Here is a 19978-nt window from a genome sequence, read left to right as displayed (position 1 = left end):
CCTCTATTAATATATGTACAAACTACCTAGCACTTCATGTTCTCGTTTATTTCCACCTTTAAACTCTACTGCAAATGGATTTTCGCCATTCTTATTCAAATGTTCTAGTACTAGCCCTTCTCCAATCGGTTCACAAAACTGCACATGAATATCTCCAAATACTACACTTTGACACTCGGCATTCCATTTTTCATTTTTCACAACTGAGCTTGTAGATAGCTCCATTACTTCTTTCCATTTCCATACTGTTTCTCGAACATTTTTTACTGCGTAATGAATCGTTTCAATTTGTTGCACTTTGTTTTTATGTTCAGTAATCGTCCCACTGTTACGTAAATCGTTTCTTCTTTCTTCGTCCGTTTCATTCCACTGTATAAAGAAAGGTAATTTCGGTCCGTTCTCTTCTTGCTTAACGAATAACATTTTCCATTCTAAAAGTCGGCCATCTTTTCTCATACGTTTCCCTTCAAATGGCCCTATCGTATGTAAGCCGTACTTATTAAAGTTAACTGCTAGCTCCTCAATTGCATCTGTTCGGATCGCGATTTGTAGCATTCCTTCTCCATTTTGTAGTTTCACCACTGTTTCTTGTACTAATGGATTTTCTGCTTCTTTCGCTTTTTCTTCATGTTGAACTGCTAAAAATTCTATATATGATAAATCAAAATAACTTAAACTATTCCAAGTACCCCAATTCTTATGCTCTCCGCCTAATACAGTATGAAATCCAAGTTCCTGCATTTGTTTTGCTGCTTCCTCCGGTGTACCATGTACTGCGTGTACGAGATGATCGAATCGTAACATGTCTTTCTCCCCTTTCTCTCCATCCTTTTATTGTATATTTTATTTTTCTTTCATTCAATTCAAAAAACTTTAAAACCCAGTTGATTTATACGATTAATATGTATTATAATGAAACAAATTTAATTATTGCTGATTGGAAAAACCAAAGGCACTTTTCTCATACGGGAAAAGTGCCTTTTTCATTTATTATTACAGGGGGATTTTTTATGCAGAAATTAATTGTCTTTGCTATTATTGGATTTTTCGCTCAATTAATCGATGGAGCGCTTGGAATGGCATACGGGGTAACGTCTTCCTCTTTATTATTAATGTTTGGTATTGCACCAGCTGTCGCTTCCGCATCTGTTCATTTAGCTGAAGTCGTTACAACCGCGGCTTCTGGTGCATCTCATATCAAATTTGGAAATGTTGATAAATATACAGTTTCCAGGCTTACATTGCCAGGAGCAATTGGCGCATTTGTTGGGGCATGTTTTTTAAGCAATTTACCTGGTGATGTCATTAAACCGTACATTTCTGTATTTTTATTTACTTTAGGGGTTTATATTTTATTACGATTCATCATTCAAAAACAAATTGTTGCTTCAAAAAAACGTATGTCTGCAAAACAACTTGTGCCGCTTGGCTTATTCGCTGGATTCGTTGATTCAACTGGTGGTGGTGGCTGGGGTCCGATTACGACACCTGTACTTTTAGCAAGAGGAAATGAAGCGAGAAAAGTTATCGGATCTGTAGATACGAGTGAGTTTCCTGTTTCACTCGCTGCAACAATTGGCTTCTTCATCTCACTTGGCTGGGAACAAGTAAGCTGGGTTTGGGTATTTGCGTTAATGCTTGGCGGTATTGTAGCTGCACCAATTGCTGCATGGTTAGTTCGCATCGTTCCAGCACATTTACTTGGCGTATTAGTTGGCGGTCTTATTATCTTCACAAATATTCGTACACTGCTTACTACATTTAAAGTGGATCCAACTATTATTTCACTTTCTTACGTTGCAGTTGGTCTTGTCGTTATTATTTCTATTTTCATTGCTGTTCGAAATCATTCCAATCGGCCTAACGCATCAACGGCTGAGTATCCGAATGATCAGAAGCAAATGCTACCATAACTATAAAAATACCGCCCAATTTAGAGCGGTATTTTTTATTTTTCTATTTTCCAATTAATCATCGTTTCTGTAGCATTTACTCTCTTCATATGTAACTTTTCTAAAACACGCATCGAACTATAATTATCTAGGAGTGTCTCTGCAATTATTGTTTCTACCTCTCCTGTTTTGAAAGCCCAATCGATTAGTTCTCTTACAGCTTCTGTTGCATAGCCCTGATTCCAATATTTCTCAATAAATCCATAACCGATTTCTACTGTTTGATTCTCATTTGGTTTCCCCTTAAACCCAATATCACCTAAAACGATACCATCTTCTTTCCGAAGAACATACCACGCCCCCCATGATAATAAATCCGCATCTTGTTTTATATTCCCTACATGCCCCACAATATGCGGACCGCTATTATATCCTTGCTCGTTAGCGATTTGAATCCTCTCTTCTGTACACGGCACTATATAGAGCCTTTCTGTTTCTAATTTCATTTTGATTTCCCCTTTTTGCTTAAACGTTACTCTAATTATAACAAATAATATGACCTTATCATGAATGTCGAATTTTATTTTTCTGAATTTTCTTTTAATTTAAAGGATTTTTCAATATTTTTTGCGAAACATTTGTATAACAATTTTTTCTTTGCTTATTGCTACATAATAGTTGGTTCGGGTGGAGTTTTGCAAGCGTTTCCTATACAATAACCGATATTTTTTGATTTTTTCCTACAAAATATCTTGCAATATATTCAGAAAGTCATTACAATTGCCATATATTAAAAATCTTAGCAATATATAAATCCTCATCAATCCGATGAGGTAGAGGTTGCGACTTTTAATAGTAAAACGGACGAGACACAGAGAATGTCAGCTGACTCCGTTTGAAAGGAAAAGTTGCCGAAGTTTATATTTCTTCTCTGGAAATATGAGCTGGGGCTGTCTCCGAAAGGAACAGAACTGTCACGTTTACAAAATTACCGTGTAAACGTGGGGTGCTATCTTAACGGAAGGGTATGATGGGGTGGTTATTTGTGAAACGTTCCGCCAAATTCCTTTGGCGGTTTTTTGTATTTTTCTCCCCCGCTCCTTCCTAACCTACAAGAAAAGGAGTGTTGAACATGAATAGCGCAACAAATCAATCTACCTCTAAAACGCAAACTACACAAGGAAAAGGTGAATTAAGACGCGGTCTAAAATCAAGGCACCTTACGATGATTTCTCTCGGTGGTACAATTGGTACCGGGCTATTTCTTGCCAGCGGTGGTGTCATCCATACAGCTGGACCTGGTGGCGCATTAATTGCATACGCCGCAATTGGAATTATGGTTTATTTTTTAATGACAAGCTTAGCTGAACTTGCAGCTTACATGCCTGTTACTGGATCTTTTAGCACATATGCAACAAAATTTGTTGATCCATCACTTGGCTTTGCACTTGGATGGAACTATTGGTATAACTGGGCAATTACAATTGCGGCAGAACTAGCGGCCGTAACATTAATTATGAAATTTTGGTTCCCGGATACCCCTTCTCTTATTTGGAGCGGATTATGTTTAGCTATTATTTTCCTTTTAAACTACTTATCTGTTAAAGGGTTTGGTGAATCTGAATATTGGTTCGCACTTATTAAAGTAGTTACTATTATTATCTTTTTAATTGTTGGTTTCATGATGATTTTCGGAATTATGGGCGGCGAAACGGTTGGATTCAAAAACTTCACTGTTGCAGATGCACCATTTAACGGCGGTATCATGGCAATTATCGGTGTATTTATGGCAGCTGGTTTCTCTTTCCAAGGAACTGAATTATTAGGAGTAGCTGCTGGTGAAACATCTGATCCAGAACGTAATATTCCGAAAGCAATTCGTTCGATCTTTTGGCGTATTCTTTTATTCTATATCCTTGCGATTCTCGTTATCGGTTTATTAATTCCTTATACAACTGAAAGCCTTGCAGCAAGTGATGTAACAGTAAGTCCATTTACACTTATTTTTGAAAAAGCGGGCGTTGCCTTTGCTGCTTCTGTTATGAACGCTGTTATTTTAACTGCTGTACTATCTGCTGGTAACTCTGGTATGTATGCATCAACTCGTATGCTTTGGGATTTAGCTCGCCAAGGAAAAGCACCAAAATTCTTAGGCAAATTAGATAGCCGCGGTGTACCTGTTAACGCGTTAATCGTAACGTCAATTGTTGGTAGTATTGCTTTCATTGCTTCTTTATTCGGTGACGGTGTTGTATACATTTGGTTATTAAACGCATCTGGAATGTCTGGCTTTATCGCATGGGTTGGAATCGCAATTAGTCATTACCGTTTCCGTAAAGCATATATCGCACAAGGAAAAGATTTAAATGACTTACCATATAGAGCAAAATGGTTCCCATTTGGTCCAATCTTCGCATTTACACTTTGTATCATCGTAATTTTAGGACAAAACTACGGGGCATTTATGGGTGAATCAATCGATTGGAATGGCGTACTCGTTTCTTACATCGGTTTACCACTCTTCTTAGTACTATGGTTAGGATATAAATTTACGAAAAAAACAAAAGTGATTCCACTTGATAAATGTGAACTAAAATAAAGTGAAACGAGCAAACAAATTTGTTTGCTCGTTTTTTGTTGCAAACCTCTTTGCTTCCCTATTGCTCCTGTTTTTGCAATAATAAAGGAAATATAAATAAAGGTTGGGATACTATGAACATTCATATTACTGATGAAGCAAAAGCAGCTATACATAGATTAGAACGTGAAGACAAAAAGATCATTCGCATTAGAGGGACAATGACAAACTCTTGTAGTATTTTCGTTGATGTCGATTTAATTTGGGATACATATAACGCAGATGATGTTGTATATGAAGATGCAGAGCTTATCGTACAAATGGATTCATTCACGAAAGACTACACTGGTGATACAGTGAAGCTTGATTATAAGACGACTGGTTTTAGTATTACGACTCCGAGTGAGACGTTAGTTTATGGATTGTCGATAAAAAAATAACAATTGCTTTTAACTGGCCACCGAGGTGAAAAAATGGGTAAATACGTTCCATTAAAATTTTTATTCAACGAAGAATTAGCAGAAAAAATGGCTGATTCTATTTGTAAATACGATCCGAATTTCTCTAAAAAAAACTTTGTATCCTCTGTAACATGTAAAGTTGAAGGTTTAGAGTTAAAACAACGTATTGAAGTAATAGCAGATGAATTACAAAATGCTTTACAAAAAGATTTTAATGCAGCAATACATATATTACTGAAAACATTAGGACCAGAAAATACAACAGAAATAGGCACGTTTACAAATGGATATATGTACATGCCTCTTGCAAAATACGTTGAAAAATATGGACTTAACAACTTTGAAACCTCATTCAACGCCATGTATGAAATAACGAAAAGAAATACTGCTGAATATGCCATTCGGCCTTTTCTTGAAACATACCATGAAGACACACTAGACATATTACAACAGTGAGTTCATGACCAAAACAGTTATCTCTATCAGTGTTTCAGTAGTTTGGAACAAAAGGCTGCTGGTACTAGAATGAGTTTGCTTAATTTCCCAGGCTTTCTAACGAAAGGAATGGGGATTGCGATTGTAGGTGGATTATTATCGATACATTTGCTAAACCGAAAATTACTACCTATGAATGCTAATTCTTTCACTCATTTGTATAGTAATTTACTATTACTTTTTGCAGGAATCATATTGATTAGCTGGTTGGTTACTATGAAAATGTATAAATGCTCCAGAAGAAATATATATCAAGTGAAAAGATTCATTTTTCAATAACTTTTTTGTTATATTTTTCAATCTAGTGATGTTTCTTACATCAAGATTAAACAACTATATTTTTAACCCCGATCTAAATTTAGATCGGGTTATACTTATTTGGACTTTTGAAATTAAATAACTTTATTATCATTTTACATATAAAAAATCAAAATTTAACAATTTACCCTATATGCATTATAAAAGGCTTGTCTAAAATAATGTATATGTCAAGAAAACTTGTCTGTAAGTTGAAATGTTGTAGAATCTAGAGTCCGAATATGCTTACGGTAGATCCTCCTAATCATACTCGCCTGCGTCGGATGGTCTCTAAACCCTTTATACCACGTATGATTGAGGACCTTCGTTCCCGTATTCAGCAACTTGCCGACGAATTGTTAGTTGCTGTACAAGAACAAGGAAAGATGGAAATTATTGCAGATTTTGCTTAACCACTACCCATTATTTTCATTTCAGAGGTGCTTGGGATTCCCGCCACTGATCGAAACCAGTTCCGCAAATAGACAAAAAACTCATGGACACCTCTGTGGAACCTATTCAGGGACCTGAAGTTAAAACAACACTTAAAAGTTTATTCATTACATTGAGACATTACTTAACGAAAAGCGTCTAAATCCTGATTCTGATTTGATAAACGATCTCATTCAAACAAGAGAGCAAGAAAACAAGTTGAATAAGAACGAGCTTCTTTCGACAATTTGGCTATTCATCATCGCTGGACATGAAACGACAGTTAATTACATAGAGAAGTCAACGTCTTTTTTATTTTAGGGGAACTTGTTTTGTTAATTTGATATTTACAGTTAAGTGAAGTAAAGTGACATTTGATTCTCATAATCCGTATTATCTGAAGTTAATAAAGTCTATTACACTCTCTTCTTTAGGAACGTTTCCATAATATCTTTCTTAAATTTTTCATAATCAAACTGAAAAGCTACATTATGCGTTTTATAGCCTGGATTAGTAACAAAACGAAAATCTGCAATGCTTTGACCAAATCCTTCTCCTTGATCAGGGATTACTTTAATAGGTACTCTTGAAAGACTAACAGCGTCTTGATTTAGCAAATACCAAACTGTTACAAAATCATGCATAGGACTTCCACTTATACCAGGATTAGACTTGGAGTAGAAATTATAATAATAATCTAACATAGGTTTGATGATGAGTCCTGCAAGATCCTGTGTACTCCGATGAAATGCATCAATTTGCTGGACCATTTCGGGTGTAACAATCGCGTGTTGAGTCACATTTAAAGGAATAATCGTCAAGTTCTTTGCATGCTGCAGAATTAAGTTTGCTGCATACGGGTCTGCGTAAAAATTAGCTTCAGCCACAGCAGTTACGTTACCTGGATAGAAAAAAGCTCCCCCCATGCAAATGCATTCTCTTACATTTCGCATTGTTTCTAAATTTAATACAAAAGTCGTAGCTAGCGAAGAAAGTCTTCCTAAATTGATAATTGTAAGATCTTCTAAATTTGATTCTATAATTTGATAAATATCATTTAAAGGATAAACTGGATATGAAATTTCAGGTGGAATAATAGGTCCTAATCCAACTTTTCCATGTACCTCAGGGAAATACTGAATCACTATACCTGTCAACGGTACAGAAGCACCAAGGAATACAGGTATTTCTTCTCTTCCCGCAATGTACTTTAAATAGTTAATATTTCTTATTACATCTTCTCTTGATACATTTCCATAATCGGCCACAATTCCTACAAGTTGAATGTCTTTACGAAAAAAGGTGTACAGTATAGCAAACGCATCATCAATCCCTAAATCTGTAAACAGGAGAACCTTTTTTTGCATATCTCTTCCTCCAAAATTTATAGAATTCTACTTTCACCAATGATGCAGTGATTAGAATACGCTTGTATATATATTTTTTATGTATTCTTAAAGAGTGGATTCTATTCACTTGAAATAGTTTTGCTTATCTAAATCTGATATTATATTCAAGCACAAAATACATAAGGGTATTAGAGATATGGAAAAATCTGTTGTTATTGAGGAATTTACATCGGATTGGGCACTACAATTAGGGCTCACCATATCAAAAACAAAAATTGTACGTTTAGACACAAAATTAACATAGTTTAATTAGCTCCCTGTACGTTAAGGAATTAGTTTCTATATTTGAGGAGATGTATGTGACAGGTGTATATTTAGGGGAATCTAATATTCACCATTCAAATATGATAGAATAGAAGTATATCCAAAACGGAGGAATAACAAATGAACTCAAACACAAAACAGTTTATTTATGATATCCAGCAAAGAAAGAACAATTATATAGAAAATGCTCTAATAGCAATACAACACCCTAAAAAAGAGCAATCTGAACAGGTCATTCAAAATATAGTAGAGAAGATGGATATGATGATTAGTCTAGTTACTACGTACATGAGGATTGAATCTGGTTCTACGGAAGAATTAAAAGAACTTCAGAAAGAAATTATCCATGCTCAAGCATATATCCAAAAACGAAAATTTGAAGAAACACAGAGATAAAACCCTGTGTTTTTATTTGATTTATAATGCTAATCTATTATAAATCAAATTACATGTGATTATTGTTTTGGCATAATCCATACAATTTGTTGAATGCGTACAATATATGGCACCGTATCTTCAATGAGCAAATGATCTAGTTTCACATCCTTTAATTTACCTCTTATATTGCCTCTTACAGTTTCAATAACCACATGTTTACCAATTACTGATTGTAATGTCTGATATACATAGGGATTAGGCACACTTACCATATTTTGTTTACTAAAGTCATTTCCCTCCAAATAACTCATTCTATAAAACTCCTTTCTAACTTGCATTCTTTCTACTAATATATGATATAAATCTTATAAATATGCTAGAAGGATAATTCATTATATGGACGGAAATAACATTTTAATAGGGTACGGTTTCTATTTCTACATTGCTAAAAAAATGATTTATATAAAGTTACTTTTACTAGTTAATAGGAGATGATAAAGGGATATTTTGAATATACATCTAGGTTGTTCCTTTCTGGTTATGTATCATTTTAAATACGCCCTTTATTAGAATAGTGCTCATACTTTTTTTGAGATTCTTTCGTAATACGTGCGTTAAGTAAAATTGCTAACAATAAAAACACTCCATATTTTCCGCCTGTAGCTCCTATGATAATCACACTACTACAAACAAGTACAATTAATAGGATAAACGAAACTAAATAAATACGATCATAATTCTTTGACATCTTCTCGTATTTTATGCGTTCTTTCCTTGCATCCATTTTAATTCCTCCTTTAGATGATCCATTTCACTCTCAGATAAATCTCGCCCTTAAAAAGGAAACAATCTATCGTTTTAAATAATTAGTTTGTTTTTTTATCAACTAATTTATATAACGTAAAAAGAAATCCTACCAATATTAAGCTTTCCACCATGATAATCTCCATCCTCTCCTTCCTTTTAACCCCAACACATCAGATAAAAGTTATGTATATCCCATATTAGCTGCAGCAAGCAAAAAGGATCCCCCTTTTCTTAAAGGCTGATCCTTTTCTCCTTGCATGCAACTATTTTTACCTATTCTTGATTAATTAGAATAATAGCTGGTCCATCTACACGAATTCCACCAACTTCGATTTTTTCATAAGGCTCAACTGTAATAGAAATAATCCCTTCTCGCTTCTTTAATTCATTACTTAATGTTAGTAACGGTGGTAAAATCCTTTATAACAACGGTTCCAAATTCCCCAAAAATAACGGACAATGGTTTCAAAACGACAATGATGGAGTGGAGAAGCTATGGTCAAGATTGGGGAATTTTTTATGATCAGAGAATTGTATCAAAAAGGATGGACAATCAAAGCGATATCTGAAGAAACAGGATTTGATCCAAAAACTATTCGGAAATATATCCAGCAAGATGCATTACCATCAAAAAAGAAAGTAGAGAAAAAACCAAGTAAACTAGATCCATATAAACCATACCTCCTTCAAAGGATTAAAGAAGGTACTACAAATTGCGCAGTGTTATACGACGAAATTGTATCAATGGGATACCCAGGGAAGGCTACCATTTTGCGCGATTTTGTCAGACCTCATCGACAAACCCCTAAAAAACAAGCAACCTTACGGTTTGAAACACCACCTGGTAAACAGGCTCAAATGGATTGGGGATACATAGGGAACATAAAAGTTAACGAAAAAGAACAAGATGTATACGCGTTTGTAATGGTATTAGGGTACTCCAGAATGAAATATGTTGAATTTACTACAAGTATGGATTTAGAAACTTTAATGAAATGCCATATGAATGCATTTGCTTATTTTAATGGGGTTCCTGAACAAATCCTTTATGACAATATGAAAACTGTTGTAATTAAACATACACCAGTAGAGATTAGATTTAATCGAAGGTTCGAAGATTTTCTATCCTATTATGGGATTGTGCCGAAGGCGTGTAAGCCATATCGTCCACAAACAAAAGGAAAAGTAGAAAATGTAGTAGGGTATCTTAAAAAGAATTTTATGCAGCGTAAGCATACATTTACTTTAGAATCATTAAATGATGACGTCAGGGATTGGCTAAATAAAACGGCAAATCGTAAACCAAATGGAACAACAAAAGAAGCTCCAATCGCAAGATATCAAGTCGAGGAAAAGTATCTAGGAAAGTCTAATACAAAACCAGCCTTTCCAATTACAAAATGGGAAATACGAGAGGTTAGTAAGGATTGTTTTATCTCTTATCAAGGAAAACGTTACTCTGTACCGTTTCGATTCGTGGGCAAACAAGTGAAGATAAAAGAGACACTTGATCATCATCTTGAAATATATGATGAATTAGAGTGCGTCGCAATACATCCAATTCTTACAGGTAAGACTGAAACACATGTAAGCCTTGAACATTATAAAGGGCTGAATGCGACAACAAAAGGTTTGGCGACCCGTCACATTCAACCCGATGAGCTCGAAGTAGAACAACGTTCTCTTCAAGTGTATGAACAATTAGAAGGGAGTGATTCTGTATGACCACTCAGCTTATAATTGAACGCTTAATCAAAGTTGGATGGCATCATACCGCCGACCAAATTGATGGTCTTTTAGAAGATGCATCTAAACATAATGTACCATATTCTGAATTTCTAAACACCCTACTTTTGCATGAAATTGAAAAAAGAGAAGCATCAGCTTTACAGAAACGAATACAACACGCGAAACTTCCGTTTCATAAAACAATTCATGAATTTGACTTTACTTTTCAACCTAGTATTAGCGAAAAGCGAGTGAAAGAAGTATTAACATGCCGTTTTATTAATAATGGGGAAAATGTCCTACTCTTAGGACCTCCAGGAGTAGGGAAAACACATTTATCAATTGCATTTTCTAGCGAAGCTATCATGAAAGGTTATACAGCACTTTTTTTGAGAGCTGATGATTTTATTAATGAGTGTAAGAAGGCTCATACCAAGGGACTATTGAATCGAGTAATCAAACGTTGGAGTCGTCCTGATCTTCTTATCATTGACGAACTAGGCTATTTTCCCTTTGATGAATTAAGTGCCAATATCTTCTTTCAAATCATTTCAAAGCGATATGAAAAAGGGGGAGCACTCATTGTAACTTCAAATAAATCTTTTATAGAGTGGGGAAAGATTTTTGGAGATGAAGTATTAGCAACAGCTATTTTAGATCGACTCTTACATCACGCAACAACATTTAATATCAAGGGAGATTCATATAGGCTTCGTGAGAAGCAAAAAGCTGGAATACAGCCAACAACATTAAATCGCTAATAAAAGGGAATTTGATTCCGTCAAAAAAAGGGAATTTCAATACGTTATTGACAATATCTTCTATTGGAACACTATTGGCCCGAGCCAAACAGAAGTTTCGTAAGATGTATAAACAAGTAGAGGAGGCATAACAAATGAATTGTTATGCTAAAGGGTTTGTTCAAGCGTTTATAGATGGGGAGCTTCCTCATCATAAAAGAAAAGGATTTACAAAGCATCTAGATACATGTGAAGTATGCCAAAATACATTACTTGAAATTAGTAAATTAAATCAATGGGAACATGTCATGTTAGAGGATGAAACTATACACTCATCACAAGATATCAACATTGATATTGAACAAGCGTGGAAAACATTTGAAAGTCGCACAAAACTAGAAAAAGTTTCTTATATAAATGAAAAAACTGAACAGAAGAAGGGATTGTTTACGAATATGAATAAAAAATCAAAACGCTTTATGTATGCGGCGGTAGCTGCAGCTGGACTTTTCACAACAGCTATGATTCCACAAGTACGAGTGGCAGCGACAAATGTTGCTTCCTATTTTTCGAATGAAGTTTCAAATGATAAGGTTGTAAATGAAGGTATGCAAGATGAAAATGGTGTCACACAAGATATGATGAAAAATGGCCAATACATTCCGATTGATGAGAAAATCACAGATCAAGGTGTTACGGTACATTTCAAAGAATTATATGTGGCAGATTCACGTATATCTGTTCATTATAAAATTGAAAAAGCAGATGGAAGTTTAGTACCGTATGAATTTGATACAACGGGATTAAATCTTAAAAGTGAAGGCAAGGAAAATGGACAACAAGAGGAAAACCCAGAGTACTACGGAAAAGATGGTAGCTTCTCACAATTACCATTTATTCAAGGAGAAAATGGCTTACCATTCAAGCTAAAAGCGGCAGGGCAAGATTTAGAACATGTAGGTATTCGTGATAAAGATCGACCAGAAAGTGTCCTTACATTTGTGGAAGGTCCTGAGGGAAAAGATTCCTTCAAGCAGCCACTTACATTAGATGTAAATATAAATAAAATTGGAAAGCTAGCCGGATCTTGGAAGGAACAAATTCTAATTGATCCTTCTAAGTTGCAAAAATAAAACTAATTGAGATGAGAAAAAGAATAGAACGATATGTATCTCATACGAAGCTTATATTCTTTCTGGTTTTACTTACATGTATTTCGTACATGATTTTCACTCTATCTCTTTTTATTAAATAATCACAGAAACATCCCAATAGAGTACACCCTATCGGGATGTTCTTTTGATTCTGATATAATGGTACTTTAGAGTGTCCCATATGACTTGTTTCAAAATAGGAGAGTAGAATATGAGAAAAATAGGCTATGTACGAGTAAGTTCTGTTGATCAGAACCCTAAGAGACAGCTACAACAAATGAAGGAAATTGGAATAGATATTATATATGAAGAAAAATTATCAGGTGCTACACAGGATAGACCTGAACTCCAAAATATGCTAACTGATCTTAGAGAAGGTGATACAATTTATGTGACAGACTTAACTCGAATTACCCGTAGTACGAGAGACTTATTTGAATTAGTGGATTACATAAAAAATAAAAAGGCAAATTTAAAATCCTTAAAAGATACTTGGTTGGACTTATCTGAAGAAAATCCATACAGTCATTTCTTAATGACAGTAATGGGCGGCGTCAACCAATTGGAACGTGACTTAATTCGTATGCGTCAACGTGAGGGAATTGAGCTTGCCAAAAAGGAGGGAAAGTATCAAGGACGAGTTAAAAAGTATCATACAAAGCATGCAGGAATGAATTATGCAATGAAGCTTTATGAAGAAGGAAATATGACAGTCAAACAAATTTGTGAAATTACAAATGTATCTAGGTCCTCTTTATATAGGAAAATACACGATTTGAAATGAAAATTTCATCTCGAGGGATTGCAAAATCCGCTACCATAAGAAAGGAGCCGCAACATGCTTACTGTTCAAGAAACAGCTTATCCAAGATTAAAGAGTAACTTTACAACCAAAGAACTAGATAAGCTATTTTCGCCTACATTAAAAGAATTACATTGGACGAGAACACATTCTCGTAATCCATTTTCACATTTAAACTTTTTAATTTTGTTAAAAACTTTTCAATGTTTAAACTATTTTATTCCCATTACAGATGTTCCCCTTGTCATTATTAAGCATATTGCTAGAACATCTAATATTGCTCTTTCTGGTAATGAAAAATGGAATTCTTATCATCGGACGGGAACCGGAAAACGTCAAATCACCATGATTCGGAATTATCGAAAAGCAAAAGTATTTGATAATCAAGCCCGTCAAATTATGTTAAAAGCAATAGAAAACGCAGTGTTAGAGAAAGATGCGAAAAGTGATCTTGTGAATATTGCGATTGATGAATTAATCAAACATAGTTATGAATTACCAGCATTTCAGACGTTAGTAAAATCTGTAGACCATATCCATAGTATGGCTTATCGTACTCTATATAAACGAGTTGCAGATTCATTAAGTAATGAAGAAAAAGAAAAAATAGATACACTCTTTCAACAGATTGATGGAGCTACTTATTCTGATTGGTATGCGATAAAACGAGAGCCAGGCCGTCCTACACTAGAACAAATCAAGACATGGGTTGCACGGAAAAACTGGATGAGTGACCGACAGCTGGGAAGTAATTTTTTTCAAAAGCTATTTATCCCGCCCGCTAAAATAGAAAGATTAGCTGCAGAAGCAAAAACATTAGATGCAGCCCGTATGAAAGAACTGGAACAACATAAACGATATACACTAACTATAGCTTTATTACATGTTCAATACGCCAAAACGATTGATGATATAGGAACGATGTTTATCAAGCGAATTGCTAAAGCTGAAAATAAAGCGGAAAGAGCTCTCTATGTTTTGAAAGAAAAACGAGAAAAACAAACAGACGAACTCATTACGACATTACGTGATACCATCACTACTTATCAACTAGAAGGTTCTTCTGAAACACGATTACAATTATTAGAAACACTAATTGGTGGAAATCGTGGGCAACAAATTCTAGAGAACTGTGAAGAACACCTAGCCTATACTGGAAATAACTATTATTCTTTTATGTGGAAATATTTAAAAAGTAATCGTTCTGAATTAATTAAGATGTTGGAGTCATTAAGGTTTAAATCAACTACACAAAATAAAGGCCTAGGACAAGCAATTTCTTTCCTATTAAAGAATAAACATAAAAAATCTGAATGGATTTCAACTATCTACACCCGTAAGAATGGAATGCATAATGATTTAGAATCAGTTCCTCTTGTTGATTTAACCTGGATCCCTGAAGGCTGGTGGCGCTGGATTAGCTCTAATCGTAGAAAAAATGTATATCCAAATAAAATTAATAGAAGACACTTTGAAGCTTGTGTATTTTATCAAGTTAGAAATGAATTGAAATCTAGAGATTTATGTATTGAAGGTAGCGAACAGTACGCTGATTATCGAGAGCAATTAATATCTTGGGATGAATATCGCCAAAACTTACATACGTTTTGTGAACAAGCAGGTCTTCCAACAACAGCTGGGGAATTTAAAAAACAAGTGTATGATAAGCTTGAAGCACTTGCGAAAAAAGTAGATACTTCTTTTCCAAAAAATAAAGCTGTTATCATTCGAAATGGAGAACCTTTTATAACAAAATTAAAAAAGAAAAAAATATCACCGTTATTAAAGGCTGTTAGAAAACGAATTGAAGAGAAAATGGTACCTATTAATGTTTTAGATTTGTTGAGTGACACAGAGTATTGGTTAAATTGGACAAGATTTTTTGGTCCTATTTCTGGTTATGATGCCAAAATTGCTAAACCATCTCAACGTTATCTAACAACCGCTTTTTGTTATGGTTGTAATTTAGGTCCTACTCAAGCAGCTCGTTCCCTTGGTACAGTGGATAGAAGGCAAATTTCTTGGATTAATGAACGACACATTACGGAAGACACTATCCAGAAAGCTATTGAATGGTTAATTAATGCTTATAATAAATTTAATCTACCGAAATATTGGGGAACTGGAAATAGTGCGTCGGCTGATGGAACAAAGTGGGATCTCTATGAACAAAATTTATTATCTGAAAATCATATTCGTTACGGTGGATATGGTGGGATTGGATATTACCATGTTTCAGATAATTATATCGCCTTATTCAGTCACTTTATACCTTGTGGTGTCTGGGAAGGTGTTTATATTTTGGATATTCTGATGAAAAATCAGTCTGATATTCAACCCAATACACTACATTCTGATACGCAAGGACAAAATGCACCGATATTTGGATTATCCTATTTATTAGGAATCCAACTTATGCCCCGGATTCGAAATTGGAAAAACTTAAAATTATTAAGGCCGCATAACGACTCTAATTATCAGCATATTAATGAGTTATTTACAACTTCGGTAAATTGGAACATAATTGAAGATCATTATGAGGATATGTTACGTGTTGTGATGTCAATTAAAATGGGACGTATTCATCCTTCTACTATTCTTAATAAACTCAGTGCATATAGCAAGAAAAACAAGTTATATCAAGCATTTCGTGAATTAGGTTGTGCAATCCGTACACTATTTTTATTAAAATATTTATCAGATGAAGAGTTAAGAAGTACCATTCAAGCGGCTACAAATAAAAGCGAATCATTTAATGGGTTTACAAAATGGTTATTCTTCGGGGGAGATGGAATTATTGCAGAAAATCACCGGGAAAAACAACGGAAAATTATAAAATACAATCATTTAATTGCAAATTGTATCATTTTTTATAACGTCTTTCAACTTACCCGTATCTTGCATGAATATATTCAAGAAGGAAATGAATTAGACGAAGAAGTACTATCTGATTTAAGTCCATACCTTACCTTCCATATAAATCGATTCGGGAAATATGGATTGGACGATAGACGTCAACCACCCGATATCCAATTTGATATGGCCATTTCTTCTAATGGATTACAAGCTGCAAATTAAATAAAAATTGTCACTTTACCTATAAGTTTGCCGCAATTGGAAGCATAAACTTGCCGGAATTTACTTTTTTTAGAAGATATTTATCTAATTGTTCAAAGAACATGGAATCATAACTTTGCCATGGATTAATTATTAACCCATAAACTTGCCGTGAATCCTGGTACTTTGTAATAGATTTTAATCAAAAATATGCTACAAAAAAAGACCATTCAACAGAAGAAACCCAAACATTTTGAAAAAAATTGATCAAAAATGCTTGGGTTATTTGTTGCTAGTAAATAATTTATATAAGAAATTTTAATCGTTTTTCTACCTGTGTTTGCTCAACAATCGCACTCTTTTGTGTAATAAGGGTTTATAATTAAGTTTTAACAAATAAAACACCGAACAATCTTTTTATAAACACTGATGACATTTAAACAATAAATGATGCAATCAATAAAAAAAGAAGCTGTTAGTTAAGCTGAATTTTCAACCTTCTTTTTGTGGCGCCCTTGTTTTGAATTTTAATAATGGAAAAGTCGCCAATTTCAGTTGTTTTGCTAACATGGGTTCCACCACATGCTTGCTCGTCAATATCATCAATTTGAACTAATCGTACTTCGTTAAGAGAAGCTGGAAGTAAGTTAATAATTGTCTTAATACTCCCTACTTTCTGCTCAGCTTCTTTTCTACTTATCGTTTTTATCTGAACATCATGATGTTCAGAAGTTATCCTACATATTGATTGTTCTAATTCCTCAAACTGTATTTCTTCTATAACTTCAGGAGAAAACGCTAGCTCTAATCTGGCATAATCCTTTTCAATCTGACTGCTTGTAGCTAAAGCACCGTAATGTTGAAATAAATAACCAGAAATAACATGTAATAACGTATGATAACGCATGTTTTGAAAACGCCAAGACCAGTTGATATGCATGATGACTGCTTGTTCTAAGTGCTGCAATGGACGATCTAATTCATGAACGATTTCACCATCTATTTTTTTAACATTTACTACTTCGTAGATTTCATCTCCCTGTTTAATAGTCCCTTGATCGCAAGGTTGTCCACCACCACCTGGATAAAAAATCGTTTGGTCAAATGTAATTAAATTTCCATTTACTGAAACAATCTGCGCTTTACATTCTTTAATATAACTATTCTCAGCATATAATTCCTTTGTTGACACTTTGCATCTTCCTTTAACTGATAAACTATTGATTCAAATCAATACACTCATTCGCAAATCGCGATTCTAATTTTTTAATATCTTCTATCAACATTTCTACATTTTCCTTTTTTGTAGCCCAACTGGTACAAAATCTGACAATACTGTGCGTTTCATCGACTTTCTCCCAAATGGCAAAGGAATATTTTTGGCTCAATTTCGTTATTACATCTTTATGCAAAATAGGAAACTGTTGATTTGTTTTGGAATCGTACCTTAATGAAAATCCTTTTTCAACAAATGCCTCTCGGATCATCATCGCCATTTCCACAGCATGTCTGGAAATATCATAGTATAAGTCGTCTTCAAACAAAGTTTTAAACTGTATTCCCAATAATCTCCCTTTGGCCAATAGTCCTCCCTTTTGCTTGATTATATATCGAAAATCATTTTTTATAGCATCATTAATGATGACTACTGCTTCACCAAACAATGCTCCTATTTTCGTTCCTCCAATATAGAAAACATCACAAAGTGATGCGATATCTGCTAAGGATAAATCATTGCCTTTGGAAACCAGACCATATCCTAATCTAGCTCCATCCATAAATAATGGCAAACCACATTCCCGACAAGCCTTGCTTAATTCTTCTAATTCGGATCTACTGTAAGTTGTTCCATTCTCTGTTGGGTTAGAAATATATACTAAGCCCGGCTGTACCATATGCTCATGAGTCGCATCATTCCAATGGGCATCATATAATTCTTTTACCTGTTCTGCACGAATTTTCCCGTCATCACTCGGCAAAGTAAGCACTTTATGACCAGTTGCTTCAATTGCTCCGGTTTCATGTACTGCAATATGACCGGTAATTGCAGAAATTACCCCTTGATGCGGACGTAATATAGAAGCAATAATTGTTGTATTTGTTTGTGTTCCTCCAACTAGGAAATGTACATCTGCATTCTTTGTATCACATGCTTCTTTAATATATACTCTCGCTTTTGCACAATGTTCATCCATACCATATCCAGGTGTTTGCTCTTCATTAGATTCAACTAATTGTTTCAAAATTCGCCCATGGGCACCTTCTGCATAATCATTATCAAATCGTATCATTCATATCCTCCTCAATTCTATTTAATTTCTTTTCAATCAACAACATAGAAACATGTATTTCTTCTATTTCTTTTTGTGACAGCCCCTGTAGTAATTTCACTATTTGTTCATTAGATTTTTCATTTAAGTGATTAAAAAAAGCAGTCCCTTTTGGTGTCAATCGAATCAGACTTGTTCTATTATCAACCGTCGAACTTTCCTTAATTAGTAGACCATCTTTAATAAGCTTTGCAATTATTCTACTCATATAGCTGCGATCAATATCTAGTTTTTCGACTAAATCGTTTGCGATACATTCTTCCATGAAACCAATCTCTAAAATTACCCGAGACTCCGTCAAAGAATATTCACCATTAAATACATGCTTATCTAACAAACCCAGTATATTCGTATAAAATCGATTAAATCGCCTTATATCACTAACAATATTTTCATTATGGTTCATAATATCCCTCCCTCTTTTGTGGACTATGTCAACAAATAATAAAATATTTAGTGGACTATGTCAACGTTTTAATTTAGAATCATTAAGTATAAGTTAAGATATACAAACTACATATTTAGGATTGAATAATATGGTAGCTATACTGTTTTAAAAATCGAATTTATCCTGTAATGAAATGAACTGAATAATAGTTGTATTGAAATGTATTATTTCTCTGGTTATTAATCCTTTATTTCAATAAAAAGTGAATTTCTCTTTCTTGAAGATATATGCCCTTAAATTTTCCTGCTTATTCAAGAATCTGCCACTTTTAGTGGAGTAACTTTATTGTTGCTCACCAGTTTCTTTATTCACCTTTCAGTTCAGATTTTCTTTTAGCTATAAAAACCTCTCTCTAGATAGACAGATCAAAGTGGACAAAACATTTAGTCTTTTTATAAACATCTTGAATTTATTTAAAAACGACATTAAAAATATTCTTCAAATCCTGGAAGCATAAGTTTGCCGCAAACAAAAAGAACCATAAACTTGCCGAAACGGCAAACTTATGGTTCAAATCACAAAAATAGCCACAAAAAGAAGGAATCGTTGCCCTGCCCCTTTTTGAGGAAGGAATGAAAATATCTTCATTCTGATACTAATTACACTTAACTATAAAAAACAAAAAGACTTGGATACACCAAGTCTTTTTGTCAGCAAGTACATACTCGTCTAGAACAAGTAAAACGCTATTCGAAAGCTCTGTTAG

At 34.2% G+C, this 19978-nt stretch carries 18 protein-coding genes, 4 pseudogenes and 1 riboswitch; of the genes and pseudogenes, 13 read left to right on the top strand and 9 right to left on the bottom strand.

Translation table 11 applies throughout. The annotated features are described in order from the left end of the window. Window positions 1–6: 6 nt before the first annotated feature. A complete protein-coding gene (locus F3I02_RS03485; RefSeq protein ID WP_000943343.1) occupies window positions 7–804 on the bottom strand; it encodes a VOC family protein in 798 nt (265 codons plus the stop codon). A 98-nt stretch (window positions 805–902) separates the two neighbouring features. Between F3I02_RS03485 and F3I02_RS03480 the strand changes: the two genes are divergently transcribed. Next, complete coding sequence (locus F3I02_RS03480; protein WP_002181419.1) at window positions 903–1913, top strand: sulfite exporter TauE/SafE family protein; 1011 nt, start codon at window positions 903–905, stop codon at window positions 1911–1913. Between the two features lie 35 nt (window positions 1914–1948). Here the strand turns inward: F3I02_RS03480 and F3I02_RS03475 are convergent, their stop codons facing one another. Next, window positions 1949–2398, bottom strand: a complete 450-nt coding sequence (locus tag F3I02_RS03475) for a GNAT family N-acetyltransferase (protein ID WP_196477612.1) — start codon at window positions 2396–2398, stop codon at window positions 1949–1951. A gap of 320 nt (window positions 2399–2718) precedes the next feature. Continuing rightward, a riboswitch (Lysine riboswitch) is annotated at window positions 2719–2912 on the top strand. Between the two features lie 112 nt (window positions 2913–3024). On the opposite strand from F3I02_RS03475, the gene F3I02_RS03470 reads away from it, so the two are divergent. The 5 genes and pseudogenes from F3I02_RS03470 to F3I02_RS33760 form a co-directional block, all read left to right on the top strand. Next, the gene (locus tag F3I02_RS03470; protein WP_001083381.1) at window positions 3025–4491 is read left to right on the top strand and encodes an amino acid permease; all 1467 of its coding nucleotides are present in this window, start codon (window positions 3025–3027) and stop codon (window positions 4489–4491) included. A 113-nt stretch (window positions 4492–4604) separates the two neighbouring features. After that, window positions 4605–4910 carry an iron-sulfur cluster biosynthesis family protein gene (locus F3I02_RS03465; RefSeq protein ID WP_001020817.1) on the top strand — a complete coding sequence of 102 codons (306 nt, stop codon included), beginning with the start codon at window positions 4605–4607 and terminating at the stop codon, window positions 4908–4910. A gap of 33 nt (window positions 4911–4943) precedes the next feature. After that, window positions 4944–5384 (top strand): annotated as a pseudogene (locus F3I02_RS03460) (DNA alkylation repair protein); the annotation flags it as partial. A 10-nt stretch (window positions 5385–5394) separates the two neighbouring features. Next, window positions 5395–5705 (top strand): annotated as a pseudogene (locus F3I02_RS33765) (tetracycline resistance MFS efflux pump); the annotation flags it as partial. A gap of 254 nt (window positions 5706–5959) precedes the next feature. Beyond that, window positions 5960–6449 (top strand): annotated as a pseudogene (locus F3I02_RS33760) (cytochrome P450 family protein); the annotation flags it as partial. 122 nt (window positions 6450–6571) lie between these two features. Here the strand turns inward: F3I02_RS33760 and F3I02_RS03445 are convergent. Next, on the bottom strand, window positions 6572–7522 hold the full coding sequence (locus F3I02_RS03445; protein WP_001170286.1) for a nucleoside hydrolase: 951 nt from the start codon (window positions 7520–7522) through the stop codon (window positions 6572–6574). Window positions 7523–7948: 426 nt separating this feature from the next. On the opposite strand from F3I02_RS03445, the gene F3I02_RS03440 reads away from it, so the two are divergent. Next, window positions 7949–8224: a hypothetical protein gene (locus F3I02_RS03440; protein ID WP_001087712.1), complete on the top strand. Its 276-nt coding sequence runs from the start codon at window positions 7949–7951 to the stop codon at window positions 8222–8224. Window positions 8225–8283: 59 nt separating this feature from the next. Here the strand turns inward: F3I02_RS03440 and F3I02_RS03435 are convergent, their stop codons facing one another. From F3I02_RS03435 to F3I02_RS03425, 3 genes are all read right to left on the bottom strand, one after another. Then, window positions 8284–8517 carry a YuzF family protein gene (locus F3I02_RS03435; RefSeq protein WP_000120816.1) on the bottom strand — a complete coding sequence of 78 codons (234 nt, stop codon included), beginning with the start codon at window positions 8515–8517 and terminating at the stop codon, window positions 8284–8286. Window positions 8518–8756: 239 nt separating this feature from the next. Further along, window positions 8757–8990 (bottom strand): hypothetical protein, encoded by a 234-nt coding sequence (locus F3I02_RS03430; protein WP_000340032.1) that lies wholly within the window; start codon window positions 8988–8990, stop codon window positions 8757–8759. Between the two features lie 296 nt (window positions 8991–9286). Further along, window positions 9287–9430 carry a BC1881 family protein gene (locus F3I02_RS03425; protein ID WP_196477658.1) on the bottom strand — a complete coding sequence of 48 codons (144 nt, stop codon included), beginning with the start codon at window positions 9428–9430 and terminating at the stop codon, window positions 9287–9289. Between the two features lie 78 nt (window positions 9431–9508). Between F3I02_RS03425 and istA the strand changes: the two genes are divergently transcribed. The 6 genes and pseudogenes from istA to F3I02_RS03395 all read left to right on the top strand — a co-directional run bounded on the left by istA (window position 9509) and on the right by F3I02_RS03395 (window position 16515). After that, window positions 9509–10738, top strand: coding sequence for an IS21 family transposase (gene istA / locus F3I02_RS03420; protein ID WP_196477521.1), 1230 nt, complete (start codon window positions 9509–9511; stop codon window positions 10736–10738). Then, window positions 10735–11502: an IS21-like element helper ATPase IstB gene (istB, locus tag F3I02_RS03415; RefSeq protein WP_196477610.1), complete on the top strand. Its 768-nt coding sequence runs from the start codon at window positions 10735–10737 to the stop codon at window positions 11500–11502. Before istA ends, istB begins: the two co-directional genes overlap by 4 nt. 47 nt (window positions 11503–11549) lie before the next feature. Then, a pseudogene (locus tag F3I02_RS03410) lies at window positions 11550–11633 on the top strand (RNA polymerase sigma factor SigX); the annotation flags it as partial. Between the two features lie 3 nt (window positions 11634–11636). Next, window positions 11637–12614 carry a DUF4179 domain-containing protein gene (locus F3I02_RS03405; RefSeq protein ID WP_196477609.1) on the top strand — a complete coding sequence of 326 codons (978 nt, stop codon included), beginning with the start codon at window positions 11637–11639 and terminating at the stop codon, window positions 12612–12614. Between the two features lie 232 nt (window positions 12615–12846). Next, window positions 12847–13419, top strand: a complete 573-nt coding sequence (locus F3I02_RS03400; RefSeq protein WP_196477608.1) for a recombinase family protein — start codon at window positions 12847–12849, stop codon at window positions 13417–13419. A gap of 54 nt (window positions 13420–13473) precedes the next feature. Beyond that, on the top strand, window positions 13474–16515 hold the full coding sequence (locus tag F3I02_RS03395) for a Tn3 family transposase (protein ID WP_196477607.1): 3042 nt from the start codon (window positions 13474–13476) through the stop codon (window positions 16513–16515). A gap of 454 nt (window positions 16516–16969) precedes the next feature. Here F3I02_RS03395 and F3I02_RS34610 read toward each other — a convergent pair whose 3' ends face one another. From F3I02_RS34610 to F3I02_RS03380, 3 genes are read right to left on the bottom strand one after another with little or no spacing between them, the layout of a single operon-like run. Next, window positions 16970–17686, bottom strand: coding sequence for an alanyl-tRNA editing protein (locus tag F3I02_RS34610; protein ID WP_196477606.1), 717 nt, complete (start codon window positions 17684–17686; stop codon window positions 16970–16972). 25 nt (window positions 17687–17711) lie between these two features. After that, entirely contained in the window at window positions 17712–18785 is a 1074-nt protein-coding gene (locus F3I02_RS03385) for a threonine aldolase family protein (protein ID WP_196477605.1), read from the bottom strand. Next, complete coding sequence (locus F3I02_RS03380; protein ID WP_196477657.1) at window positions 18772–19233, bottom strand: MarR family winged helix-turn-helix transcriptional regulator; 462 nt, start codon at window positions 19231–19233, stop codon at window positions 18772–18774. Before F3I02_RS03380 ends, F3I02_RS03385 begins: the two co-directional genes overlap by 14 nt. Window positions 19234–19978: the final 745 nt, after the last annotated feature.

This window comes from Bacillus sp. SRB3LM (genome assembly GCF_015712745.1).
Lineage (GTDB): Bacteria > Bacillota > Bacilli > Bacillales > Bacillaceae_G > Bacillus_A > Bacillus_A thuringiensis_K.
Note: the sequence above shows the minus strand (reverse complement) of the source record. Positions and strands in the feature narration are given on the sequence as shown.